Source organism: Streptomyces longhuiensis, assembly GCF_020616555.1.
Classification (GTDB): domain Bacteria; phylum Actinomycetota; class Actinomycetes; order Streptomycetales; family Streptomycetaceae; genus Streptomyces; species Streptomyces longhuiensis.
Genome location: NZ_CP085173.1, coordinates 7,002,948 through 7,026,105 on the forward strand (window position 1 = coordinate 7,002,948; position 23,158 = coordinate 7,026,105).

Annotated in this window: 23 protein-coding genes; 16 read left to right on the forward strand and 7 right to left on the reverse strand. The window is 71.4% G+C overall.

The genetic code is table 11. From position 1 onward, the window contains the following. The first annotated feature begins 106 nt into the window (after nucleotides 1–106). Nucleotides 107–793 carry a GntR family transcriptional regulator gene (locus LGI35_RS32190; RefSeq protein WP_227297803.1) on the forward strand — a complete coding sequence of 229 codons (687 nt, stop codon included), beginning with the start codon at nucleotides 107–109 and terminating at the stop codon, nucleotides 791–793. 216 nt (nucleotides 794–1,009) lie between these two features. On the opposite strand, the gene LGI35_RS32195 is transcribed toward LGI35_RS32190, so the two are convergent. Continuing rightward, nucleotides 1,010–1,291, reverse strand: a complete 282-nt coding sequence (locus tag LGI35_RS32195; protein WP_227297804.1) for an HPr family phosphocarrier protein — start codon at nucleotides 1,289–1,291, stop codon at nucleotides 1,010–1,012. A gap of 177 nt (nucleotides 1,292–1,468) precedes the next feature. On the opposite strand from LGI35_RS32195, the gene LGI35_RS32200 reads away from it, so the two are divergent. The 4 genes from LGI35_RS32200 to LGI35_RS32215 all read left to right on the forward strand — a co-directional run bounded on the left by LGI35_RS32200 (nucleotide 1,469) and on the right by LGI35_RS32215 (nucleotide 7,021). Next, entirely contained in the window at nucleotides 1,469–4,291 is a 2,823-nt protein-coding gene (locus LGI35_RS32200; RefSeq protein WP_227297805.1) for a bifunctional acetate--CoA ligase family protein/GNAT family N-acetyltransferase, read from the forward strand. 268 nt (nucleotides 4,292–4,559) lie between these two features. Next, complete coding sequence (locus LGI35_RS32205; RefSeq protein ID WP_116513360.1) at nucleotides 4,560–5,147, forward strand: DUF5998 family protein; 588 nt, start codon at nucleotides 4,560–4,562, stop codon at nucleotides 5,145–5,147. Beyond that, nucleotides 5,147–6,334, forward strand: coding sequence for an alkaline phosphatase family protein (locus LGI35_RS32210; RefSeq protein ID WP_227297806.1), 1,188 nt, complete (start codon nucleotides 5,147–5,149; stop codon nucleotides 6,332–6,334). The genes LGI35_RS32205 and LGI35_RS32210 overlap by 1 nt, the downstream gene beginning before the upstream one ends. Before the next feature lie 36 nt (nucleotides 6,335–6,370). Continuing rightward, a complete protein-coding gene (locus LGI35_RS32215; protein ID WP_227297807.1) occupies nucleotides 6,371–7,021 on the forward strand; it encodes a thymidine kinase in 651 nt (216 codons plus the stop codon). Between the two features lie 24 nt (nucleotides 7,022–7,045). Here LGI35_RS32215 and LGI35_RS32220 read toward each other — a convergent pair whose 3' ends face one another. Next, nucleotides 7,046–7,840 (reverse strand): VOC family protein, encoded by a 795-nt coding sequence (locus LGI35_RS32220; RefSeq protein WP_227297808.1) that lies wholly within the window; start codon nucleotides 7,838–7,840, stop codon nucleotides 7,046–7,048. Between the two features lie 251 nt (nucleotides 7,841–8,091). Here LGI35_RS32220 and LGI35_RS32225 point away from each other — a divergent pair, with 251 nt between their 5' ends. After that, on the forward strand, nucleotides 8,092–8,946 hold the full coding sequence (locus LGI35_RS32225; RefSeq protein ID WP_227297809.1) for a sulfurtransferase: 855 nt from the start codon (nucleotides 8,092–8,094) through the stop codon (nucleotides 8,944–8,946). A 111-nt stretch (nucleotides 8,947–9,057) separates the two neighbouring features. On the opposite strand, the gene sepH is transcribed toward LGI35_RS32225, so the two are convergent. Further along, nucleotides 9,058–10,128: a septation protein SepH gene (gene sepH / locus LGI35_RS32230; RefSeq protein ID WP_227297810.1), complete on the reverse strand. Its 1,071-nt coding sequence runs from the start codon at nucleotides 10,126–10,128 to the stop codon at nucleotides 9,058–9,060. A gap of 462 nt (nucleotides 10,129–10,590) precedes the next feature. Here sepH and LGI35_RS32235 point away from each other — a divergent pair, with 462 nt between their 5' ends. Continuing rightward, nucleotides 10,591–11,883 (forward strand): hypothetical protein, encoded by a 1,293-nt coding sequence (locus LGI35_RS32235; protein WP_227297811.1) that lies wholly within the window; start codon nucleotides 10,591–10,593, stop codon nucleotides 11,881–11,883. A gap of 6 nt (nucleotides 11,884–11,889) precedes the next feature. Here the strand turns inward: LGI35_RS32235 and LGI35_RS32240 are convergent, their stop codons facing one another. Together LGI35_RS32240 and LGI35_RS32245 are read right to left on the reverse strand one after the other, a co-directional pair. Continuing rightward, entirely contained in the window at nucleotides 11,890–13,251 is a 1,362-nt protein-coding gene (locus tag LGI35_RS32240; RefSeq protein WP_227297812.1) for a D-arabinono-1,4-lactone oxidase, read from the reverse strand. Next, nucleotides 13,178–14,449, reverse strand: coding sequence for an MFS transporter (locus LGI35_RS32245; protein WP_227297813.1), 1,272 nt, complete (start codon nucleotides 14,447–14,449; stop codon nucleotides 13,178–13,180). Before LGI35_RS32245 ends, LGI35_RS32240 begins: the two co-directional genes overlap by 74 nt. Nucleotides 14,450–14,555: 106 nt before the next feature. On the opposite strand from LGI35_RS32245, the gene LGI35_RS32250 reads away from it, so the two are divergent. Both LGI35_RS32250 and LGI35_RS32255 read left to right on the forward strand, forming a co-directional pair. After that, nucleotides 14,556–15,692 carry a ferrochelatase gene (locus LGI35_RS32250; protein ID WP_227297814.1) on the forward strand — a complete coding sequence of 379 codons (1,137 nt, stop codon included), beginning with the start codon at nucleotides 14,556–14,558 and terminating at the stop codon, nucleotides 15,690–15,692. Nucleotides 15,693–15,694: 2 nt separating this feature from the next. Next, nucleotides 15,695–16,501 (forward strand): inositol monophosphatase family protein, encoded by an 807-nt coding sequence (locus LGI35_RS32255; RefSeq protein WP_227297815.1) that lies wholly within the window; start codon nucleotides 15,695–15,697, stop codon nucleotides 16,499–16,501. A 104-nt stretch (nucleotides 16,502–16,605) separates the two neighbouring features. On the opposite strand, the gene LGI35_RS32260 is transcribed toward LGI35_RS32255, so the two are convergent. After that, on the reverse strand, nucleotides 16,606–16,779 hold the full coding sequence (locus tag LGI35_RS32260; RefSeq protein WP_227297816.1) for a hypothetical protein: 174 nt from the start codon (nucleotides 16,777–16,779) through the stop codon (nucleotides 16,606–16,608). A 324-nt stretch (nucleotides 16,780–17,103) separates the two neighbouring features. Here LGI35_RS32260 and LGI35_RS32265 point away from each other — a divergent pair, with 324 nt between their 5' ends. The 4 genes from LGI35_RS32265 (at nucleotide 17,104) to LGI35_RS32280 (ending at nucleotide 20,745) form a co-directional block, all read left to right on the forward strand. Beyond that, complete coding sequence (locus LGI35_RS32265; RefSeq protein WP_055544891.1) at nucleotides 17,104–17,757, forward strand: response regulator transcription factor; 654 nt, start codon at nucleotides 17,104–17,106, stop codon at nucleotides 17,755–17,757. Between the two features lie 6 nt (nucleotides 17,758–17,763). After that, nucleotides 17,764–19,008, forward strand: a complete 1,245-nt coding sequence (locus LGI35_RS32270; RefSeq protein WP_227297817.1) for a sensor histidine kinase — start codon at nucleotides 17,764–17,766, stop codon at nucleotides 19,006–19,008. Between the two features lie 461 nt (nucleotides 19,009–19,469). Further along, nucleotides 19,470–19,766, forward strand: coding sequence for a DUF4193 domain-containing protein (locus tag LGI35_RS32275; RefSeq protein WP_030357326.1), 297 nt, complete (start codon nucleotides 19,470–19,472; stop codon nucleotides 19,764–19,766). A gap of 13 nt (nucleotides 19,767–19,779) precedes the next feature. Beyond that, nucleotides 19,780–20,745, forward strand: a complete 966-nt coding sequence (locus tag LGI35_RS32280; protein ID WP_227297818.1) for an EcsC family protein — start codon at nucleotides 19,780–19,782, stop codon at nucleotides 20,743–20,745. Between the two features lie 6 nt (nucleotides 20,746–20,751). Here LGI35_RS32280 and LGI35_RS32285 read toward each other — a convergent pair whose 3' ends face one another. After that, nucleotides 20,752–21,198, reverse strand: a complete 447-nt coding sequence (locus LGI35_RS32285) for a DUF3093 domain-containing protein (RefSeq protein WP_227297819.1) — start codon at nucleotides 21,196–21,198, stop codon at nucleotides 20,752–20,754. A 58-nt stretch (nucleotides 21,199–21,256) separates the two neighbouring features. Here LGI35_RS32285 and LGI35_RS32290 point away from each other — a divergent pair, with 58 nt between their 5' ends. From LGI35_RS32290 to LGI35_RS32300, 3 genes are read left to right on the forward strand one after another with little or no spacing between them, the layout of a single operon-like run. Further along, a complete protein-coding gene (locus LGI35_RS32290; RefSeq protein ID WP_116508891.1) occupies nucleotides 21,257–21,841 on the forward strand; it encodes a PaaI family thioesterase in 585 nt (194 codons plus the stop codon). Then, on the forward strand, nucleotides 21,838–22,365 hold the full coding sequence (dut, locus tag LGI35_RS32295) for a dUTP diphosphatase (protein ID WP_227297820.1): 528 nt from the start codon (nucleotides 21,838–21,840) through the stop codon (nucleotides 22,363–22,365). Before LGI35_RS32290 ends, dut begins: the two co-directional genes overlap by 4 nt. Nucleotide 22,366: 1 nt before the next feature. Further along, nucleotides 22,367–23,134 carry a DUF3710 domain-containing protein gene (locus LGI35_RS32300; protein ID WP_100591169.1) on the forward strand — a complete coding sequence of 256 codons (768 nt, stop codon included), beginning with the start codon at nucleotides 22,367–22,369 and terminating at the stop codon, nucleotides 23,132–23,134. Nucleotides 23,135–23,158 lie beyond the last annotated feature (24 nt).

Consider the following 23,158-nt stretch of genomic DNA (forward strand, 5'->3'; position numbering starts at 1 on the left):
CGCCCGCTGGAATAGAGTCGCTGGGCAAGCGCGCTGAACGGATTGCAATCGCGCTGTAGAGCGACTGTCTACCGCGTTTCGCGGGGATTAAGGCGGAGGTCGGTTCATGCGCATTCCGGCGCACTCGGTATGCACGGCGATCCGCGACGACATCGTCTCCGGTGTCTACGAGCGCGGCGGCAGACTCACCGAGGAGGTCCTCGCCCGCCGCTACGGCGTCTCCCGCGTGCCCGTGCGCGAGGCGCTGCGCACCCTGGAGGCCGAGGGCTTCGTCGTCACTCGCCGGCACGCGGGCGCGTGCGTCGCCGAACCCACCACGCAGGAGGCGGCGGACCAGCTGGAGATCCGGATGCTCCTCGAACCGCTCGCCGCGGCCCGCGCCGCGCAGCGCCGCACCGAGGCGCACCTGAAGGTGCTGCGGGGCCTGGTCAGGCTGGGCCAGGAGCGCTCCAGGCGAGGTCGGAGCGAGGATCTGCGCTCGCTCGGCGGCTGGTTCCACGAGACGCTGGCGCAGGCGTCCGCCAGCCCGGGGCTGATCACGATGCTCACGCAGCTCCGCCACAAGATCGCGTGGATGTACACCGTCGAGCAGCCCGAGCACCCCGCCGACTCCTGGGCCGAGCACGGGGTGATCGTGGACGCCGTGGCGCGCGGTGACGTGGAGCGCGCGCGGGCGCTCACGGCGCAGCACACGGAGCGCGCAATGGCCGCTCACCGCCTGCGCGCCCCTCGTACGGGTGGCCGTGTGAGGACTTCGCAACATCCCGTCAACACGGCGGGGCTCCAGCATTAACAGAGGCGCCGTATACAAAGAGGGCGGCCCATTTGGAGGGGCTCTATTTCCGCTGCCCCGAAATTACGGGGACAGGTTCGTGGAAAGCAAAAGGGTCTGCTCGGAAAATCCGAACAGACCCTTTATGTGGCGCGATCTCCTGCGAGCGGTAAACGGCGCCCAAGAATCCAGAGACCCGGCACGGGTCAGCATTGAGCGACCCCGCACCGGCCCGTACTAGACGGTCTCGGGAAGCTCCTCGAGCCCCTCGGCGACCAGCTTGGCCAGACGGTCGAGCGCGATGTCCGCACCCTCGGCGTCGGAGGACAGGACGATCTCCTCGCCGCCGCCGGCACCCAGGCCGAGCACCGCGAGCATGGAGGCGGCGTTGACGGGGGTGCCGTCGATCTTGGCGATCGTCACGGGGACGCCGGCAGCCGTGGCCGCGCGGACGAAGATGGAGGCGGGGCGGGCGTGAAGGCCCTCGGCCCAGCCGACGTTGACGCGGCGCTCAGCCATGTGATGCTGCCCTTCAGGATTCTCACGGTTGTCTAGACCAGTCTCCCACATCGGTGGACGTGCCCGATGTGGGTCCTACGTGCCGTCCGCACACGCCCGTCGGCCCTCATAGCGTGCCTTCGGCCCGCTCGCGCCGCGACCCGTACGACTGTCACCGCCGAGCCGTACGCTTGCCCCATGCAGACCCCGTCGGACCGGCACGCATACCCCGCCCACTGGGAAGCAGACGTGGTGCTGCGCGACGGCGGCACCGCGCGCATCAGGCCCATCACCACCGACGACGCCGAGCGGCTCACGAACTTCTACGAGCAGGTCTCCGACGAGTCGAAGTACTACCGCTTCTTCGCGCCGTACCCGCGCCTGTCCGCCAAGGACGTCCACCGCTTCACCCATCACGACTACGTGGACCGGGTGGGCCTCGCGGCCACCGTGGGCGGCGAGTTCATCGCGACCGTCCGCTACGACCGCATCAACGCCCAGGGAATGCCCGCCTCCGCCCCCGCCGACGAGGCCGAGGTCGCCTTCCTCGTGCAGGACGCCCACCAGGGCAGAGGCGTCGCGTCCGCGCTCCTGGAGCACATCGCCGCCGTCGCCCGCGAGCGGGAGATCCGCCGCTTCGCCGCCGAGGTCCTGCCCGCCAACACCAAGATGATCAAGGTGTTCACGGACGCCGGATACACCCAGAAGCGCCACTTCGAGGACGGCGTCGTCCGCCTGGAGTTCGACCTCGAACCCACCGAGGCCTCGCTCGCCGTGCAGCGCGCCCGCGAGCAGCGCGCCGAGGCGCGCTCGGTGCACCGGCTCCTCGCTCCCGGATCCGTCGCCGTCATCGGCGTGGGCCGCACGCCCGGGGGAGTGGGCCGCAGCGTCCTCGACAACCTCCGCGACGCCGGCTTCACCGGCCGTCTCCACGCCGTGAACAGGGCGTTCCCCGACGACCTGCGCGACCTGGACGGGGTCCCCGCCCACCGCTCCGTCCACGGCATCGACTCCGCCGAGCCCGTCGACCTCGCCGTCGTCGCCGTCCCCGCGCGGTACGTCCCCGAAGTCGTCGCCGAGTGCGGGGAGCGCGGCGTGCAGGGGATCGTCGTGGTCTCCGCCGGATACGCCGAGACCGGCAGCGAGGGCCGCGCCCGCCAGCGCGAACTGGTGCGCCAGGCCCGCTCGTACGGCATGCGCCTCATCGGGCCGAACGCCTTCGGCCTCATCAACACCTCGCCCGAGGTGCGGCTCAACGCGTCGCTCGCGCCCGAGATGCCGCGCGCCGGCCGCATGGGCCTGTTCGCCCAGTCCGGGGCCATCGGCATCGCACTGCTCGCCCGCCTCCAGCGGCGCGGCGGCGGCGTGACCGGAGTGACGGGTGTGTCGACGTTCGTCTCCGCCGGCAACCGCGCGGACGTGTCCGGGAACGACGTACTCCAGTACTGGTACGACGACCCCGACACGGACGTCGCCCTGATGTACCTCGAATCCATCGGAAACCCGCGCAAGTTCACCCGCCTCGCCCGCCGCACGGCGGCCGCGAAGCCCCTCGTCGTGGTGCAGGGCGCCCGGCACAGCGGCATCGCGCCCCTCGGCCACGCGGTCAACGCCACGCGCCTGCCGTACGCCACCGTCTCCGCCCTGCTGCGCCAGGCGGGTGTCATCCGCGTGGACACCATCACCGAACTCGTCGACACCGGCCTGCTGCTGGCCCGCCAGCCCCTCCCGCCGGGCCCCCGCGTGGCGATCCTCGGGAACTCGGAGTCGCTGGGCCTCCTCACGTACGACGTCTGCCTCTCCGAGGGCCTGCGGCCGAAGCCGCCGCGGGACCTGACGACCGCGGCGTCCGCCGAGGACTTCCACGCAGCGCTGACCGAGGCGCTCGCGGACGACAAGTGCGACGCGGTCGTCGTCACGGCGATGCCGGCGGTGGGGGAGTCGACCGCCGAGGACGCGGCGCTCGCCGAGGCCCTGAGTTCGGCCGCCGCCGGTACCCCCACCAAGCCCGTCCTGGTCGTGCACGTGGAGCTCGGCGGCCTCGCCGAGGCGCTCTCCGCGGCCACCAGCACCGGCCCCCGCGCGCTCGCCAGGACCCCCGGCGGCCCCCCGGCCGGACGCCCGCCCACGGACGAGCCCGCCCCGACGCCCGCGCTCATCCCCGCCTACCCCGCAGCCGAGCGCGCCGTCCGCGCCCTCTCCGAAGCCGTCAAGTACGCCCAGTGGCGGCGCGACGCGGCGGAGCCCGGCAAGGTCCCCGAGTACGACGGCATCGACGAGACGGGCGCCGCCGAGGTCATCACCGCGCTCCTCGCCAAGGACGACGACCCGCGCGGCGCCGAGCTCGCCCCCGAGGACGCCCGCGCCCTCCTCGCCCGCTACGGCATCGACGTACGGCAGACCCTGCCCGCCCCCGGAGCCGACGAGGCGGCCGCCGCCGCGCGCACCCTCGGCTACCCCGTCGCCCTCAAGACGACCGCCCCGCACCTGCGCCACCGAGCCGACCTCGGGGGAGTACGCCTCGACCTGGCGAACGAGGGGGAGCTGCGCCGCGCCTACGAAGAGCTGTCCGAGACGCTCGGCAAGCCCGAGGAGCTGCGGCCCGTGGTCCAGGCCATGGCACCCCGCGGCGTCGACACCGTCGTCCGCGCGGTCATCGATCCGGCAGCCGGCGCGGTCCTCTCCTTCGGGCTCGCGGGCGCCGCGTCCGAGCTGCTCGGCGACACCGCGCACCGGCTGATTCCGGTCACCGACCGGGACGCCCAGTCGATCGTCAGGGGCATCAAGACAGCGCCCCTGCTCTTCGGCTGGCGCGGCTCCGCACCGGTCGACACGGCCGCGCTCGAAGAGGTGCTGCAGCGGGTCTCGCGGCTCGTGGACGATCATCCCGAGGTCGTCGCCGTCTCCCTGGAGCCCGTCGTCGTCGCCCAGAGCGGCCTCTCGGTCCTCGGCGCCTCGATACGGCTCGCCCCGCCGCCCGCCCGTGACGACCTCGGCCCGCGCACCCTGCCCGCGTACTGAGCGGGCCGGGTGAGACGAGCCCCACATACGGGTGTTTCCCATGCCCTTCCACAGGCGCACCGCGAGCCCTCCACCGGGCTGACGAGCCTGCCGTCACAGCGGCGTCCGCCGGGCGGGCTCCGGCACGCACGCCCACGGCGTTGTCGTCGGTCACCGACGCCCCGCGCCGATTCCCTCCTCCGCTTCGCGATCGCACGCACCGGAGCCGGCCCGGCCCGCCATCCGGGCGAAGGCCGCCAGTGTGACGGCAGGCTCTAGGATGGACCTCATGGCCAAGACCAGTACGACGACCCAAGGGCTCCGCGCGGCGATCGAGCGCAGCGGCTACTACCCGGCCCTCGTGGCCGAGGCGGTGGAGGCCGCGGTCGGCGGCGAACCCATCGGGTCGTATCTGGTCCACCAGGAGACCACCTTCGACTCGAACGAGGTGCGCAGGCACGTCACCGTGCTCGTCCTCACCGGCACCCGCTTCATCGTCAGCCACACCGACGAGCAGGCCGCCGACACCACGTCGCCGACGCCGTACGCCACGACGTCCACCGAATCCGTGAAGCTCGGCCGGATCTCGTCGGTCGTGCTCAGCCGCGTCGTCGCCAACCCGGAGAAGTACGTCCCGGGCACCCTGCCCCGCGAGGTCGTCCTGACCATCGGCTGGGGCGCCGTCGCCCGCATCGACCTGGAGCCCGCGGCCTGCGGCGACCCCAACTGCGAGGCGGACCACGGATACACGGGCAGCTCGACCGCCGACGACCTGAGCCTGCGTGTCAGCGAGACCGGGGACGGCCCCGACACCGTCCGTCAGACCCTCGCCTTCGCCCAGTCCCTGTCCGAGGCGACCGCGGCGACAGCGCGCTGATGGCCACGCCCGCCTGGGACGACGTGGAGCCTCTCGCCGTCCGGTCCGCCCCCGTGCCCGAGTACGGCGCCGGCTCCCTCGCCGACCTGCTGCCCACCCTCGGCTCCCACCTGGGCGTCCCCGACTGCGCTGCGGCGATACCCGAGCTCGCGCCCGCCGACCGCGCGTGCGTGTTTCTGATCGACGGGCTCGGCTGGCAGCAGCTCCAGGCCCACCCGGACGAGGCCCCGTTCCTGACCTCGCTCCTCGCCTCCTCCCGCGGCGGCACGGGCCGCCCGATCACCGCGGGCTACCCGGCGACCACCGCGACCTCGCTCGCCTCCGTCGGCACGGGCCTGCCGCCCGGCGCGCACGGCCTTCCCGGCTACACGGTCCGCAATCCGGACACCGGCGAGCTGATGAACCAGCTCCGCTGGATCCCCTGGACCCAGCCGCACGTCTGGCAGCCCTACCCGACGATCTTCCAGCGCGCCCACGAGGCCGGTGTGCACACCGCACAGGTCTCCGCCCCTGCGTTCGAGTCGACGCCTCTCACGAAGATCGCCCTCAGCGGCGGCACCTTCCGCGGGCGCCTCTCCGGCGAGGACCGCATGGACCTGGCCGCCGAGCAACTGGCGGCGGGTGACCGGTCGTTGGTGTACACGTACTACAGCGAGGTCGACGGCAAGGGCCACCGCTTCGGCGTCGACTCCGACCCGTGGCGCGGCCAGCTCATGTACGTGGACCGCCTCGCCCAGCGCCTCGCCGAGCAGCTCCCGCCGCGCAGCGCCCTCTACATCACGGCCGACCACGGCATGATCGACATCCCGTTCGACGAGGAGTCGCGCATCGACTTCGACGAGGACTGGGAGCTGCGCGCCGGCGTGGCCCTCCTCGGCGGCGAGGGCCGCGCCCGCCACGTCTACGCGGTGCCGGGTGCCGAGTCCGACGTCCTGACCGTGTGGCGCGAGGTGCTCGGCGAGCAGTTCTGGATCGCGAGCCGGGACGAGGCGATCGAGGCCGGCTGGTTCGGCCCGCACATCGACGAACGGGTCTACGCGCGCCTGGGCGACGTCATCGCGGCCGCCCACGACGACGTGGTGATCATCGCCTCGGAGCGGGAGCCCAAGGAGTCGGCCATGGTCGGCAACCACGGCTCGATGACCCCCGCCGAGCAGCTCGTACCGCTGCTCGAAGTACGCTCCTGATCGTCCCCACCACCGCGGAAAGGTCCTCAACTCCCCATGCCCGAGCTCGTGTTCTTCTCCGGAACGATGGACTGCGGAAAGAGCACCTTGGCTCTCCAGATAGAGCACAACCGCTCGTCGCGCGGCCTCAAGGGAATGATCCTCACGCGCGACGACCGGGCCGGTGAGGGCAAGCTCTCCTCGCGCCTCGGCCTCGTCACCGACGCCGTCGAGGTCGCCGACGAGCTCGACGTGTACGCGTACGTCGTCGACCAGCTGTCCCAGGGCGGCCGCGTGGACTACGTCATCGCGGACGAGGCGCAGTTCCTCGCGCCCGCCCAGATCGACCAGCTCGCCCGCGTCGTCGACGACCTGGGCCTCGACGTCTACGCCTTCGGCATCACGACCGACTTCCGGTCCAAGCTGTTCCCCGGCTCCCAGCGCCTGGTCGAACTCGCCGACCGCGTAGAGGTCCTCCAGGTCGAGGCCCTGTGCTGGTGCGGCGCCCGCGCCACGCACAACGCCCGCACGGTCGGCGGCCGGATGGTCGTCGAGGGCGCCCAGGTCGTCGTCGGGGACGTCGACCGCAGCGACGACGAGGTCGGCTACGAGGTCCTGTGCCGCCGCCACCACCGCAAGCAGCTGACAAGCGCCACGGCCCACGCGGCGGCCCTGTCTCCCGAAGTGCTGCCGGTCGCTTCGGCCTGACTCGCCGCTGACGTCCGCCAGGCCCTAGGGCCTCTGGTCCTCCTCGCGCGGCGCCGACCGTACGAGGGTGAACACCGCGCCCTCCGGGTCCGCGACCGTCGCCAGGCGGCCCTGGGAGTCGTCGCGCGCGGGCTTCAGGACGTGGCCGCCGAGCTCCTCGACCAGGGCCACCGACTCGTCGACGTCCGCCACCTCGAAGTACGTCATCCAGTGCGCGCCCCGGTCGCGCGGGAGCGCCTGGCCCACTCCGTGCACCGACGCCACCGGGCTGCCGTTCAGATGCAGCGTCAGATAGTCGAAGTCGGCGGAGACGACGGCCTCTTCCTCGTAGCCGAAGGTCACCTCGTAGAACTTGGCGACGCTGGCGGTCTCCTGGGTCACCAGCTCGTTCCACGCGGGCGCCCCCGGCACTCCGGTGAGCGCCATCCCCAGATGCTCGGCCGCCTGCCAGATGCCGAACACCGCGCCCGCCGGGTCCGACGCGATGGCCATCCGGCCCGCCTCCCCGGCGTCGAGCGGGCCGACGCCGACGGTGCCGCCGCAGTGGCGGATGCTCTCGGACGTGGCGTCCACGTCGTCCGAGGCGAGGTACGGGGTCCAGGCGACGGGCAGGTGGCGGTCGGGCGGCATCTGCCCGATCCCGGCCACCTCATGACCGTCGAGCAGGGCCCGCACGTAGGGGCCGAGCTGCTGCGGTCCCGGCCGGAACTCCCAGCCGAACAAAGCCGCGTAGAACTCCTGGGTCGCCGCCATGCCGTGCACCATGAGACTCACCCAGCAGGGGGTGCCCGGCGCGCGCCTGGCTGCTGCCTCGGTCATCGTCACTCTCTCCTCGGAACAAAATCACGTGTCGCAACGCGCCCGAGCTGATGCTGGCATTCCGTGCCGCGCGACGCTCGTCGGCCGCGCCGCCACGGACGGACTCCTCGCACGAGGATGCCCGGTGAGATGTCCGTATCCAATGCCGCGCCATGGCCTCGCGATGTCCGGTCGGTCAACGCTCGGTAGTCGATCGTGCACGCTAGCCGACCGACGGCGCTCGGGCCAGAGCATGAGCAAGGATGGCCCTCATGAATGCCATCATCTCCGCAACCGAACTCGCGAGCGAGTCGGCGGGCGAAAACCCGCCGGTCATCCTCGACGTCCGCTGGCAGCTGAGCGTGGCCAAGGCCGCGGGGGCCCCGGCCTTCGACGGGCGGGCCGCGTACGAGGCCGGACACATCCCCGGCGCGGTCTACGTCGATCTCGACGCCGACCTCGCGGGACCGGCCGGAGCGTCCGGCCGGCATCCGCTGCCGGACGTCGCGTCCTTCGGCGCCGTGATGCGGCGTACCGGTGTGTCGGCCGACCGGGACGTGGTCGTGTACGACGGCGGGCAGGGCTGGGCCGCCGCGCGCACCTGGTGGATGCTGCGCTGGACGGGTCACCCGTCCGTGCGAGTGCTCGACGGCGGTCTCGGCGCGTGGGAGGGCCCGCTGGAGACCGCGGTGCCGTCGCCCGTGCCGGGCACCTTCGATCCCGCGCCGGGCGCCGTGGGGCTCCTGGACGCCGACGGGGCGGCCGCGCTGGCCCGCTCGGGGGTCCTGCTCGACGCCCGCGCCGCCGAGCGCTACCGGGGCGACGTGGAGCCGATCGACCGCGTCGGCGGCCACATCCCGGGCGCGGTGTCCGCCCCGACGTCGGAGAACGTGGCACAGGACGGCCGCTTCCTGCCCGCCGACGCCCTCGCCTCCCGCTTCAAGTCCCTTGGCGCGTCCGGGGATTCGGGAGAGGTGGGCGTGTACTGCGGCTCCGGCGTCTCGGGCGCCCACGAGGTGCTCGCCCTCGCGGTGGCGGGCATCGACGCGGCGCTGTACGTCGGTTCGTGGTCCGAGTGGTCCTCGGACGAGTCGCGCCCCGTGGCGACCGGCCCCGATCCTCAGTAGGGCCTTGGGAGTTGAGGACGCGAGAGGCCCGCGCCGATGTGGTGCGGGCCTCTTCTGCGTACGGCTCGTGTTCTGCGTGAGCCTCGGCTTCTCCGTACGGCTCGCGGCTGGTCAGTCCTGCTTCTTGCGGCGGGTGCCGAAGACGATCTCGTCCCAGCTCGGCACGGCCGCGCGCCGCCCGGGACGGACCCCGTCGGCCTCGGCCTGGCGGTCGGTGGTGCCGGTGAGACGGTCCCGGTGTCCCGCGACGCTGCGGGGCATGAGGACGTCCGCGTAGGCGGAACCGGCTCCCGCGGACGCGGCGGGAGCCGGGGGCTCCTCCGCCTCGACGGGCTCCGGCTCGTCCGTGACGGGCTCGGGTGCGGGCAACGCGGGTCGCTCGGGGACCACGATGTCGCCGCGGTAGCTGGGTACGGCTTCCAGAAGGCTGGTCAGCGAGTCACGCTCGGCGGCGGAGACAGCCGTCGGGCTCTCGTCGGTGATCTCCGGTGCGGGGGCCGGCGGCGCGGGACGCTCCAACTGCCGGTCGAGGGCCCGGTCGAGCGGGCGGTCGCGGGGCAGCCTCGCGATGCGCGGCACGAACGGAAAGCTGGGTTCCGGCGCGGCGATGTCGTCGGTCTCGCCGATGAGCGAGCGCGCCTCGTCGTCGACGGCCTGGACGAGCCGCCGGGGCGGGTCGTACGTCCAGCTCGCCGAGTGCGGCTCACCCGCGACCAGGTAGACGAGCAGGACTTCCCAGGTGCCGTCGTCGCGACGCCAGGAGTCCCACTGGATGGTCTCCCTGTCGGCGCCGCGCAGCACCAGACGCTCCTGCACCGCCTCGCCCAGCTGGGGGCCCGCGTTCTCGCCGGGGCGGCGTACGGGGGTCTTCCTGGCCCGCTCGGCCATGAAGGCGCGCTCCGCGAGGACAGGGCCCTCGAAGCGGCGCACACGGTCGACGGGGATGCCGGCGAGCTGGGCCACCTCCTCGGCGGAGGCACCGGCACGTATACGCGCCTGGATGTCACGGGGGCGGAGATGGCTCTCCACCTCGATCTCGATCTGGCCGAGGCGCGGACGGTCGCCGCGCACGGCGGCCCGGAGGCGCTCATCGATCGGAAGCGTGTACTCCGTGCTGTCCGCAGCCTTCAGCACCAGCCGTGTGCCGTCGTTAGAGACGGCCACGACACGCAGTTCGGGCATGGGGACCTCCCGGGTGGTGCCTGCCGACGTCACGTGCGTCGCTGCTTCCGCTAGTCGAGTGTGGCCTGCCCGGGTGCAGCCTGCCACAACCTTGCCGAGTTGCCCGGCGTGTCGGGCCTTGGCCCTGGATCGCCGTTATGGCACGGTTACCTGTTCGCAACGCTAAGTGACCGAGCCCGTCACCCTGTGCAACGAACCCCCTCCCGGCGGTCCTGGAAGGCCCCGGGCACCCTGACGGGAGACCGGACCCAGGGCTCGCAACGGTACTCCATTCGGGCCACTCGGGTGGACCGGCACGCCATCGAAGTTCTCATGGGGGACGGGAGTTGGGTACGGGGCATCCCTCGTTCGGGGTTCATGAGCGTGGCGTGTTTCACGGAATCCCCCGAAACGGAACTAATCACTTCGTGCATCCGTCCCTATCTCGTGAAGTAAGTCGAGAAAGGCAGGCAAGGGCCGGAGATGGGTGAGAAGCCGGAAACCTCCCAGGATGCACAAGAAAAGCCCAAGGGGAAGCGGCTCGACCTGAGTCTGCCCCAGGTGGCGGGCAGCGCCGTGGCCGCCGTGGTGGCGGCCAAGCTGGCCGCCGGGCTCGGTGTGTACGGGACGATCGTGGGCGCGGGAGTGGTGAGCGTGCTGGCCACCTGCGGCGGCTCGCTCTTCCAGCACTTCTTCCGGCGCACGGGCGAGCAGATACGTGATGTCGCGGGTCAGGCGATACCGAAGGGCCGGCAGGTCCCGGTGACGGAGGACGGGCGCCCGGTACCGGAGACCTTCCGGTCCGACGTGGCCGCCGCTTCCGTGACGCCGCCCGCGGCCACGACGGCGATGCGGACGGACGTGCTCCCGAGGACGACGACCTGGGGGATGGGCGGCGCACCGGCACAGGACGCCGACGCGACGACTGTCCTGTCGGCGCTGGACGCAGAGCGGACGCGGGTCCTCAAGGCGGGTGGCGGCGATCCGGATCGGACGCAGCTCCTCATGGCCGACGGGGGTGACCCGGATCGGACGCAGCTCCTCACGGCAGGCCGAGGTGATCCTGAACGGACGCAGCTCCTGAAGGCCGGCGGTGGCGATCCGGACCGGACCCAGCTCATGAACGCAGGCGTCGGCGGTGGCGATCCGGAGAAGACCCGGTTGCTCAGGGCCGGGGCTGGGGCAGGGGCCGGTGGTCCGGAACTGCCGCTTCCGCCGGGCGACTTGGGCGACGGGTCCACCGACTGGTTCACCGGTGGGCCCATCGACGGACTCCCCGACGAGTTCACCGAAGGGACCACGCACCGCGCGCGCGTGCGGAGCTGGAAGCGGCCCCTCGTCGCCGCTGCCGTGGTCTTCGGAGTGACCATGGGCGGCATCACGACGTACGAGCTCGCCTCCGGGCAGAGTTTCAGCGGTGACGGCCAGCGGACCACGCTCCGCGAGGCCTTCACCGGCGGAGGCGCCCCCTCGCCCCGCAACGACGACACCCCCGTGCCGAGCACCTCGCAGGAGCCCTCGGACAGCAGCAGCTCCGGGACCCAGAGCGGCACACCGCAGGACGGCAGTGGGGCACCTAAGGGCGGCACCGAGAGTCCCACGCCCAGCGCGAGCGAGGACTCGCAAAGCGGGCACGACAACGGCTCGGGCAGCGGTTCCGGGACCGGCGGGGACAAGTCCACGCCCACGCCGACCCCGACGCCCACTCCGAGCACCTCGCAGAGCAGCGACGGAGCCGACGTGCCGCAGCAGCAGGGCGAGACGCCCGCGCAGTGAGCGCGGTCAGTCGCCGATGACCCGCCGCAGATAGTCGTTGGCGAACAGGCGGTCCGGGTCGAGGCGGTCGCGCAGCTCCGTGAACTCGCCGAAGCGCGGGTAGACCGTCGAGAAGTAGTCCGCGTCGCGCGTGTGCACCTTGCCCCAGTGCGGCCGGCCCTCGTGCGCGGTGAAGATGCGCTCGGCCGCCGTGAAGTAGGCCTGGTACGGGGCGCCCTTGTACATGTGGACGGCGATGTACGCGCTCTCCCGGCCGGACGCCGTGGAGAGCGTGATGTCGTCCGCGGGGGCCGTGCGGACCTCGACGGGGAAGCTGATGCGCAGGTTCGAGCGATCGACCATGGACTTCAGTTCGCGCAGCGTCTCGACGAGGGCCGCGCGCGGAACGGCGTACTCCATCTCCACGAAGCGGACGCGGCGCGGGGACGTGAAGACCTTGTAAGGGATGTCCGTGTAGGTGCGGGCGGAGAGCGCGCGGCTGGAGATCTTCGCGATCGACGGGATCGTCGAGGGGACCACGCGGCCGAGTGAATTGACCGCCTGGAAGAGGCCGTTCGACAGCAGCTCGTCCTCGAGGAAGCTGCTGAACCTGCTGACGGGGGCTTCCGGCCCGGCGCTGCGGTTGTTGCGCTTGGTGTTGCAGTTTCCGGTGTGCGGGAACCAGTAGAACTCGAAGTGCTCGTTCTCCGCGTACAGGGCATCGAAGTCGCTCGTGACCCTGTCGAAGGTCATCGGCTCCTCGCGGGCGGTGAGCAGGAAGATCGGCTCCACGGCGAACGTGATCGCCGTGATGACGCCGAGGGCGCCGAGTCCGATCCGCGCGGCTGCGAAGACCGCGCGTTCTTCTGCGGTCCCCTTCTCGGAGCACGTGAGGACCGAGCCGTCGGCGGTGACCAGTTCGAGGCCCTTGATCTGCGCGGATATCGACGCCGATTCGCGGCCCGTGCCGTGCGTGCCGGTGCTGGTGGCACCCGACACCGTCTGCTCCATGATGTCGCCCATGTTCGTGAGCGACAGGCCCTCGCGGGCCAGGGCGAGGTTGAGTCGCTTGAGCGGGGTGCCGGCCTCCACCGTGACGGTGCCGGCTTCGCGGTCAATGTTGCGGATGCCGGTCAAGAGTTGAGGGCGGATCAATACACCGTCGGTCGCCGCGGCCGCGGTGAACGAGTGCCCCGTACCGACGGCCTTCACCTTCAGGCCGTCGTCGGCGGCCGCGCGGACGGCCGCCGAGAGTTCCTCCACCGACGCGGGCGTCACCTCGCGGACCGGCCGGACGGTGACGTTCCCCGCCCAGTTACGCCACGGTTCGTTCCGTGTCCTGGCCTGCCGGGCTTGCGTCGTCTCGCTGCCCGAGTTCCCCGTGCTCATTGGTTCCTCCCCGCTGCGGCACCGGCTGCTTCAGCCGGCGGTACCCCAGGAACCCGACCGCCACCGCGACGGCGCCGGCCACGGCCGGAACCCCGTACCCGGCCTTCGCGCCGGCGGCGTCGATCACCCAGCCGGCCGCGGAGGAGCCGAGCGCGACACCGACCGCGAGTCCGGTGCTCACCCAGGTCATGCCCTCGGTCAGTTTCGCGCGTGGTACGTGCTGCTCGACGAGGGCCATCGTCGTGATCATCGTCGGTGCGATGGACAGGCCCGCGACAAAGAGCGCCACGGCCAGAAACGGAAGGTTCCCGACCAGTAGGAGGGGGATCATACTCACGGCCGTCGTGCAGACACCGACCAGCCACCGGCGTGCGGGTGCCCCCTTGAAGTGCAGCAGCCCGAAGACCGCTCCCGCGGCGCAGGAACCCGCCGCGTACACCGCGAGCACGAGACTGGCCGCCGCCTTGTGGCCCTCGTCCTCGGCGAACGCGACCGTCACCACGTCCACCGCGCCGAAGATCGTGCCCGTCGCCACGAACGTGGCCACCAGGACCTGAAGACCGCGCGACCTCAGGGCGGACCCCCCGGAGTGCTGTCCGCGCGGATGCGGCACCGGCTCGGTCGCGCGCTGCGCGGTCAGCCAGAAGACACCGGCCGCGAGGAAACAGCCCGCCAGAAGGGGCCCCGCCTCCGGGAACCATGCGGTCGACAGACCGATCGAGATGATCGGCCCGAAGATGAAGCACACCTCGTCGATGACCGACTCGAAGGAGTACGCGGTGTGCAGCTGAGGGGTGTCCCTGTAGAGGGCCGCCCAGCGCGCCCGGACCATCGATCCGACGCTCGGCACACAGCCGATCAGGGCGGCGAAGACGAACAGTGTCCAGTCCGGCGCCGCGAACTTCGCGCACAGCAGCAGACCGGCGACCGCGACGAGCGAGACCAGGGCGGCGGGCCGCAGCACACGGCGCTGCCCGTGCCGGTCGACGAGGCGTGAGATCTGCGGGCCGATGGCCGCCGCCGAGAGCGCCACGGTGGCGGACAGACCACCCGCGAGCCCGTATCGGCCGGTCAGCTGGGAGACCATCGTGACGATCCCGATGCCCATCATCGACAGGGGCATCCGGCCCAGGAACCCGGCGACCGAGAAGCTCTTGGTGCCGGGCAGGGCGAATATGGCGCGGTAGGGGCTGGGCAAGTCGACTCCGGTAAGGCGCGTAGGTGGCCAAGACAGCTTACGGGTCCCGGGGCTCACTGGCATGGCCGTTTTCCGCCTGTCAGTGACGGGTGGCAGGATCAAAGGCATGTCCGATGTGCTCGATCCCACGCCCTTCGACGGCTACGACGCCCTGCTGCTGCTCTCGTTCGGAGGCCCCGAAGGCCCGGACGACGTGGTCCCGTTCCTGGAGAACGTGACGCGTGGCCGGGGAATCCCCAAGGAGCGGCTCAAGGAGGTGGGGCAGCACTACTTCCTGTTCGGCGGGGTCAGCCCCATCAACGAGCAGAACCGCTCCCTGCTGGACGCGCTCCGCAAGGACTTCGCGGACCACGGTCTCGACCTGCCCGTCCACTGGGGCAACCGGAACTGGGCGCCGTACCTGACGGACACCCTCCGCGAGATGGTCATGGACGGCCACCGGCGCATCCTCGTCCTCGCGACCAGCGCGTACGCGTCGTACTCGGGCTGCCGTCAGTACCGCGAGAATCTCGCGGAGTCCCTCGCCGCCCTGGAAGCGGAGGGGCTGGAAGTGCCGCGCGTCGACAAGCTGCGGCACTACTTCAACCACCCGGGCTTCGTGCGCCCCATGATCGACGGTGTCCTGAGGTCCCTCGCCGACCTCCCCGACGACGTGCGGGACGGCGCCCACATCGCGTTCACGACGCACTCCATCCCGACCGCGGCCGCCGACGTCTCCGGGCCGGTCGACGACCACGGCGACGGCGGTACCTACGTGAAGGAGCACCTGGACGTCGCGCGCGTGATCGCCGACGCGGTCCGCGAGGAGACCGGGGTCGACCACCCCTGGCAGCTCGTCTACCAGTCGCGGTCCGGCGCCCCGCACATCCCGTGGCTGGAGCCCGACATCTGCGACCACCTCGAGGAGCGGCACGGCGCCGGTGTGCCGGCCGTCGTGATGGCGCCCATCGGGTTCGTCTCCGACCACATGGAGGTCCTCTACGACCTCGACACCGAGGCCACGGCCAAGGCCGCCGAGCTCGGCCTCCCGGTGCGCCGCTCCGCCACGGTCGGCGCGGACGCCCGCTTCGCCGCCGCGGTCCGCGACCTCGTCCTCGAGCGCTCCGCCGCCGAGCGCGGCCGGGCCGTCACGCCGTGTGCCCTGGGCGCGCTCGGCGCGAGCCACAACCTCTGCCCGGTGGGCTGCTGCCCCTCCCGTGCTCCCAAGCCCGCGGCCGCGGGCGCCGACAGCCCGTACGCGTAAGGATGCTCGACGTGACAGACCTGAAGGCCGAACTCCTCGAGGTCGCCCTGGAGGCCGCCGCCCGCGCCGGGACCTTCCTGTGCGACGGCCGCCCCGCCGACCTCGGAGTCGCCGCCACCAAGACCAGCGCCGTGGACGTCGTCACGGAGATGGACATCGCCTCCGAGAAGCTGATCACCGGCTTCCTCGCCGAGCGCAGGCCGGACGACGGCGTCCTGGGCGAGGAGGGCGCGAGCACCGAGGGCAGCAGCGGGATCACCTGGGTGATCGACCCCATCGACGGCACGGTCAACTACCTGTACGGGCGCCCCGAATGGTCGGTCTCGATCGCCGCCCGCCAGGGCGACGAGACCCTCGTCGGGGTTGTCGCGGCGCCCCTGCGCGGCGAGACCTACCGCGCGGTCCTCGGCCAGGGCGCGTTCGTGAACGACCGCCCGGCACGCGCGCGCGTGGCACCCCCCTTCGAGCAGGCGCTCGTCGGCACGGGATTCGGCTATCTCGCCGCCCGCCGAGCCCACCAGGCCGATGTCGTACGGGAGTTGGTGCCCCATGTGCGCGACATCCGGCGTGGTGGTTCGGCCGCCATCGACCTGTGTGACGTCGCCGTCGGACGCCTCGACGCGTACTACGAGCGAGGCCTGAACCCATGGGACCTGGCGGCCGGAGACCTCATCGCCAGGGAGGCGGGCGCGCTCACCGGCGGCCGCCCCGGTGAGGTGCCGTCCGGCGAGCTGACGATCGCGGCGCCGCCCGGACTCTTCGAGCAGCTCCAGAACCGCCTCGAGGAGCTCGGGGCCTGGCACGACTGACGGACAGCGGCCTCCCGAGCGCGCAGGAAGCACGGGAACGGGCATGAGAAAGGGCCCCGGCGCCTGCCTGGATCGACCAGGCGCCGGGGCCCTTCCGTACTGCGTCAGACGCGCGCGACGCCGAGTTCCACGCCATGTTCGGCGGCGAGGCGATGCAGGTCGTCCAGCTCGTCCTGCTCGATCTCGACGAGGAATTCGTCGCCCGTCGCGCGAGCCCGGCTCAGATCGGACTCGGTCGCCTTGATGCGCTGCAGAAGTCCTGCGGTGAATGCGTCCATGGTTGCGCCCCCTCGTCCTGGGTCGTGGGTCGGTGGCACGGGGGTGTGCCCTCGGAAGGGGCGATCACGTCTCTCACCGCCCTGCGGAAAGCGGGTCGTGGTACGCCACATACAAAGCGTGATCGCGGGTGTAAATCCGTCCTCCCCGCGCTCACTTACGCAGAAACCTCGGCCGCCCAGAAAATCCCGCATTCCCGGGGCGCCCCATCGCCTTACAGCCGGTTTATGGCCGAAAGGGGCAGGATGGAGCCCACACTCCACGACCCGGACCTGCTCACAGGTGCATCAGAACCTGCCCGCAGGTCACACAGGAAGGACAGCGACGTGCGCGTACTCGTCGTCGAGGACGAGCAGCTGCTCGCCGATGCGGTGGCCACCGGACTGCGCCGGGAGGCCATGGCCGTCGACGTCGTGTACGACGGTGCGGCCGCCCTCGAGCGCATCGGCGTGAACGACTACGACGTGGTCGTCCTCGACCGGGACCTCCCGCTCGTGCACGGCGACGACGTCTGCCGCAAGATCGTCGAACTGGGCATGCCGACCCGCGTCCTGATGCTGACCGCCTCCGGCGACGTCAGCGACCGCGTCGAGGGCCTCGAGATCGGAGCCGACGACTACCTGCCCAAGCCGTTCGCGTTCAGCGAGCTGACAGCCCGCGTGCGGGCGCTCGGACGCCGTACGAGCGTGCCGCTGCCGCCCGTCCTGGAGCGCGCGGGCATCAAGCTCGACCCGAACCGCCGCGAGGTCTTCCGCGACGGCAAGGAGATCCAGCTGGCACCCAAGGAGTTCGCCGTCCTCGAGGTGCTGCTGCGCAGCGAGGGCGCCGTCGTCTCGGCCGAGCAGCTCCTGGAGAAGGCCTGGGACGAGAACACGGACCCCTTCACGAACGTCGTCCGGGTCACCGTCATGACCCTGCGCCGCAAGCTCGGAGAGCCCGCCGTCATCGTGACCGTGCCCGGCTCCGGATACCGGATCTGATCCCCTGTGGCCTCGACACCGGCGCCACCGGCCGCGCCTCCGAAACCCACATGGGACCCCAGAAAAGCCGAGCCGCCCTACCCGTGGCTGCGCCCGACCATTCGTATACGCCTCACCCTGCTGTACGGCGGCATGTTCCTGATCGCCGGCATCGTGCTGCTGTCGATCATCTATCTGCTCGCCGCGCAGGCGCTGAACGTCGGCAGTGACCTGCCGTTCACCGTCACGAACGGCTCGGTGAGCAGCGGTACCTGCCGTAACTTCTCGGGTCTCCCCGACCACCCCACGACGGGCCAGCTCAACTCCGCGCTGAACGAGTGCGTCAACGAGATGCGTCAGCACGCACTCGACAACCTCCTCAGCCGCTCGCTCCTCGCCCTGCTCGGCCTCGCCGTGATCGCGTTCGCCTTCGGGTACGCGATGGCGGGCCGCGTCCTGTCCCCGCTGGGCCGCATCACGCGCACCGCGCGCCGGGTGGCCGGCACGGACCTGTCGAGGCGCATCGAACTGGACGGCCCGGACGACGAGCTGAAGGAGCTGGCCGACACCTTCGACGACATGCTCGACCGCCTGGAGAGAGCCTTCACCGCGCAGCAGCGGTTCGTCGGCAACGCGTCGCACGAGCTGCGCACCCCGCTCGCGATCAACCGCACGCTCCTGGAGGTTCACCTCTCCGATCCCGGGGCGCCGATGGAACTCCAGCAGCTCGGCAAGACGCTGCTGGCGACGAACGAGCGCAGCGAGCAGCTCGTCGAGGGACTGCTCCTGCTCGCCCGTAGCGACAACCAGATCGTGGAGCGCAAGCCGGTCGACCTCGCCGAGGTCGCCTCGCAGGCCATCGACCAGGCCCGCTCGGAGGCCGACGCGAAGGGCGTCGAGATCCGCGGCGAGCGCAAGGAGGCCGTCGTCCAGGGCAACGGCGTGCTCCTGGAGCGCATCGCCCTGAACCTCGTCCAGAACGCCGTCCGGTACAACGTCCCGGAGGGCGGCTGGGTCGAGGTCGCCACCGAGGCCCAGCACGGCCAGGCGGTCCTCGTGGTGTCCAATACGGGGCCCGTGGTGCCGGCGTACGAGATCGACAACCTCTTCGAGCCGTTCCGGCGGCTGCGCACCGAGCGCACCGGGAGCGACAAGGGAGTGGGGCTCGGTCTGTCGATCGCCCGCTCGGTGGCGCGCGCTCATGGGGGCCGTATCATCGCGGAGCCGCGTGAAGGGGGTGGGCTCGTCATGCGGGTCACCCTGCCGATCTGAGGCCTCCGAGACGCGTGTCACCTCCCGATCTGAGCGTTCCGAGATGCGGGTCGGCGACCGATCTGAGATGCTTCCGCCGACGTGCCGGGGGAGTTCGCTTTTAGCGGAATTTTCGGGACCTGGTCCCGCGAAGACCGTGTGTGATCGATCACAAGAGCGAATTTCCGGCCATCTACTCTCCGTGATCGCAAAAGCCCCCGGAAAGCCTGGAAAATCCGGGTTTTCAGGGGTCCTGATCACGGGAAGTACACGGGGTGGCGCCCGTGAAGCGCGACCTTCGGACCGTGTACGGTCCCGATCGCCATCCAACCCGATCACTCGTGAGAGATCCGGTTGGGTGTCGATTGAGTAACAGACCTTGATGTGAGGCAAAATCTCCGCCTCAGGTCGGGCACAAAGTCCGGCCTCCCGCGCGTTGTGCGCTGGAGACACCGCATACACCCAGAGGGGGAGAGCGACACATGGCAACGGATTACGACACCCCACGCAAGACCGACGATGACGTCAACGAGGACAGCATCGAGGAGCTCAAGGCTCGGCGGAACGACAAGTCGACCTCGTCGGTCGACGTCGACGAGTTCGAGGCCGCCGAAGGCCTGGAGCTCCCGGGCGCCGACCTCTCGAACGAGGAGCTGGCCGTCCGGGTCCTGCCCAAGCAGCAGGACGAGTTCACCTGCATGAGCTGCTTCCTGGTGCACCACAGGAGCCAGCTGGCCCGCGAGAAGAACGGCCAGCCGATCTGCCGCGACTGCGACTGAGGCAGGGTCGGCCGTGACTGGCTCGACCCCGCCCTGGAAGCGCCGCTCCCGGAAGGACAGGGAAGCGGACGGTGGCCCGTCCGACGACGGCGTGCGTGACGACGAGCGAGGCTCTTCCCCCACAGGAGCAGCCTCGCTCGAGGACGCGGACGACCAAGAGGTGGCGGGCGACCTCGCGGCGGCGGGATACAGCGATGTGCCCGCCGTCTCCACCGCGGGTGACCAAGCGCCCATCGGCGGCCGTGTACAGGTCGCCAGGGGACGTGTGGCCGCTGTCAAGGACGGCGTCCGCAAGAGCGGCACCGCCGCCAAAGCAGGACTCGGCTATCTCGCCGACCGGATCATCGAGAACGCGCCGCGTGTGCCGGTGCGCGATCTGGCGACCCTGCGCAAACAGTTCCCCGGCCTGAGTGCCGAACAGCTCGCCGACAAGCTCGTCGCGGGCGCCGCCAACGCCACCTCCACCGTGGGTGCGGGGATCGGCGCCGCCGCGATGATGCCCGTACCTCCCGCGATGCCCGCCGAGCTGGCGGCCGAGATCACCGGCGTCGCGGCCATCGAGATGAAGCTCGTCGCCGAACTGCACGAGGTCTACGGCGTGCGCCCGCCCGGCACCCTCAAGGACCGCAGCACTGCGTATCTGTCCTCGTGGACCGAGGAGCGCGGCATCGAGGTGACGAAGCCCTCGACGATCAACGCGGCGCTCGGCGGCCAGATGAAGCGCGAGCTGCGCCAGCAGATCATGAAGCGCATGGTGCGCAACCTGCCGAACCTGATGCCGTTCATGGTCGGCGCCGCGGTCGGGGCGGTCATGAACCGCCGCGACACCAAGAAGCTCGCGGGGCGGATCCGCAAGGACCTGCGCAAGATCCAGGTTCCCTGGGACGCGCTGCCGGAGCTGCCGCCCCTGGAGCGCCCCAGCGACCCGCATCCGCTGATCCCGGGCGACGCACCCGGGCCCGAGGAGCTCGGAAGCTGACCGGCGCTACTTGCCGAGCGCCTTCGCCAGCCCCTTCGGGTCCCGCGTCGACAGATACACGTACGGGGTCGGGTCCTGCGGGTCGATGACGTCCACGCGCAGGGCCGTCGGGACATAGCTGCGCAGCAGCATGAAGGCGCGCGGGTCGGCCTTGTGCGTGCGCCAGGCGCGCGCCCCCTCGGCGTCGAGGATCTCCGCGTCACCCAGCGCCGACAGAGGGATCTTCGCGTCCCCGGCGACCAGGGAGCCCGCCACGACGCGGATGCGCACGGAGCCGTACGAACTCGTCACCACCGCGGCCGCGGCCGTCCCGCCGACCAGCCCTCCGAGCAGCGGCAGCGTGCCGAACGGCAGCATGATCAGGGCGCACGCGATGCCGAGCAGGAGTGAGACGAGCCACCACGAGCGGGGGGCGGTGAGGCGTTCTTCGAACGGTGCGGTGGAGAGCTCCATGCCGTCAAGCTTGGCACGGTGCGCTTTCTCCCAGGACGCGCGGGTAAGGTCTGCGCCTGTGAGTGGTACTTCTGCAGCTCTGACGCCCCCCGCCGACGCCATAGCGCCCGTGCGGCACCCCGATGCCCCCGCACCCGGCGAGCTCCTCGGCGCGCACTACGGACACTGTTTCGGATGCGGCGACGAACAGCCCCACGGGCTGCATCTGGCGGCTCGCGCGCAGGACGGCGTCCGCGTCACCGCCGAGTTCACGGTGCGCCCCGCCCACCAGGGCGCCCCCGGCCTCGCGCACGGCGGAATCCTGGCCACCGCCCTCGACGAGACGCTCGGCTCGCTGAACTGGCTGCTGCGCGTCATCGCGGTGACCGGCCGGCTCGAGACGGACTTCGTACGGCCCGTGCCCGTGGACACCGTGCTGTACCTCGACGCCGAGGTCACCGCCGTCGCCGGCCGCAAGATCTACTCGACCGCCACCGGCCGGATCGGCGGCCCCGACGGGCCCGTCGCGGTCCGCGCCGACGCCCTCTTCATCGAGGTCAAGGTCGACCACTTCATCGACAACGGCCGCCCGGAGGAGATCCAGGCGGCCATGAGCGACCCGGACCAGGTCCGGCGGACCCGTGCCTTCGAGGTGAACCCGTGACCCGAGCTCCTCTCGACGTGCTGATCAGGCGCGTCGACCCCGATGTACCGCTGCCCTCGTACGAGCACCCCGGCGACGCGGGCGCGGACCTGCGGACCACCGAGGCGTGCGAGCTAGCGCCGGGCGAGCGGGTCGTACTTCCCACGGGGGTGTCGATCGCGCTGCCCGACGGGTACGCCGCCTTCGTGCACCCGCGATCCGGACTCGCCGCCCGTTGCGGTGTCGCCCTGGTGAATGCCCCAGGGACGGTGGATGCCGGGTACCGTGGAGAGATCAAGGTGATCGTGGTGAATCTCGACCCGCGCGACAGCGTGCGGTTCGAGCGCTTCGACCGGATTGCCCAACTGGTCGTCCAGCAGGTCGAGAAGGTGCGCTTCCAGGAGGTGGCGGAGCTTCCCGACTCGGCGCGGGCCGAGGGGGGCTTCGGGTCCACCGGTGGTCATGCCGCCGTGGGGCCGGGCCCGGGTGGGCATCAGGGTGGGAATCGATACGCATCGGTCGTATCCGACCGGGAAGGACAGTGACGTGTTCGGACGTCGCAAGAAGAACGGCGCCGCCGATGACGCGGCGGGCGAGGCCGAGCAGGTCGTCGACGGCGTAGCCGGCGACAGCGACGCGGACGAGGGCGAGCCGCAGCGCGTGCGGCTCGAGCCCGAGCCGCGTCCCGACGGCCCCTGGGACGCCTCCGAGGTCCGCGAGCCCGGCGAGGGCCGCGTGGACCTGGGCGGACTCTTCGTCCCCGGAGTCGAGGGCATGGAGCTGCGGGTCGAGGTCGCGGGCGACGCGATCGTCGCGGCCACCGTCGTCCTCCAGGACAGCGCCGTGCAGCTCCAGGGCTTCGCCGCCCCCAAGAAGGAGGGCATCTGGGGCGAGGTCCGCGAGGAGATCGCCTCGGGCATCACTCAGCAGGGTGGCGTGATCGACGAGGTCGAGGGTCCGCTCGGCTGGGAGCTGCGGGCCCAGGTGCCGGTGCAGCTGCCGGACGGCACGGGCGGCTTCCAGGTCGTCCGGTTCATCGGTGTCGACGGCCCCCGCTGGTTCCTGCGCGGAGTGATCTCCGGACAGGGCGCGGTGCAGCCGCAGGCCGCCGGGCTCCTCGAGCAGATCTTCCGGGACACCGTCGTGGTCCGCGGTGAGGGCCCGATGGCTCCGCGCGACCCGATCGTCCTGAAGCTGCCGGACGACGCGCAGATGGTCGCCGAGGGCGTGCAGCAGGAGCCGCAGGAAGGCTCCCGGTTCGCCGGCGGCATGGGGCAGCTGGCGCGCGGCCCCGAGATCACCGAGGTGCGCTGAGCCGCACTCTTACGGCCATCGATG

Bases quoted from the DNA above. Each gene is read 5' to 3' on its own strand.
- LGI35_RS32200 (WP_227297805.1), top strand. From the start codon at position 1,469: ATGCAGACCCCGTCGGACCGGCACGCATACCCCGCCCACTGGGAAGCA.
- LGI35_RS32255 (WP_227297815.1), top strand. From the start codon at position 15,695: ATGCTCGACGTGACAGACCTGAAGGCCGAACTCCTCGAGGTCGCCCTG.
- LGI35_RS32195 (WP_227297804.1), bottom strand. From the start codon at position 1,291: ATGGCTGAGCGCCGCGTCAACGTCGGCTGGGCCGAGGGCCTTCACGCC.
- LGI35_RS32225 (WP_227297809.1), top strand. From the start codon at position 8,092: ATGAATGCCATCATCTCCGCAACCGAACTCGCGAGCGAGTCGGCGGGC.
- LGI35_RS32250 (WP_227297814.1), top strand. From the start codon at position 14,556: ATGTCCGATGTGCTCGATCCCACGCCCTTCGACGGCTACGACGCCCTG.
- LGI35_RS32220 (WP_227297808.1), bottom strand. From the start codon at position 7,840: ATGACCGAGGCAGCAGCCAGGCGCGCGCCGGGCACCCCCTGCTGGGTG.
- LGI35_RS32210 (WP_227297806.1), top strand. From the start codon at position 5,147: ATGGCCACGCCCGCCTGGGACGACGTGGAGCCTCTCGCCGTCCGGTCC.
- LGI35_RS32190 (WP_227297803.1), top strand. From the start codon at position 107: ATGCGCATTCCGGCGCACTCGGTATGCACGGCGATCCGCGACGACATC.
- LGI35_RS32260 (WP_227297816.1), bottom strand. From the start codon at position 16,779: ATGGACGCATTCACCGCAGGACTTCTGCAGCGCATCAAGGCGACCGAG.
- LGI35_RS32215 (WP_227297807.1), top strand. From the start codon at position 6,371: ATGCCCGAGCTCGTGTTCTTCTCCGGAACGATGGACTGCGGAAAGAGC.
- LGI35_RS32205 (WP_116513360.1), top strand. From the start codon at position 4,560: ATGGCCAAGACCAGTACGACGACCCAAGGGCTCCGCGCGGCGATCGAG.
- sepH (WP_227297810.1), bottom strand. From the start codon at position 10,128: ATGCCCGAACTGCGTGTCGTGGCCGTCTCTAACGACGGCACACGGCTG.
- LGI35_RS32235 (WP_227297811.1), top strand. From the start codon at position 10,591: ATGGGTGAGAAGCCGGAAACCTCCCAGGATGCACAAGAAAAGCCCAAG.
- LGI35_RS32240 (WP_227297812.1), bottom strand. From the start codon at position 13,251: ATGAGCACGGGGAACTCGGGCAGCGAGACGACGCAAGCCCGGCAGGCC.
- LGI35_RS32275 (WP_030357326.1), top strand. From the start codon at position 19,470: ATGGCAACGGATTACGACACCCCACGCAAGACCGACGATGACGTCAAC.
- LGI35_RS32285 (WP_227297819.1), bottom strand. From the start codon at position 21,198: ATGGAGCTCTCCACCGCACCGTTCGAAGAACGCCTCACCGCCCCCCGC.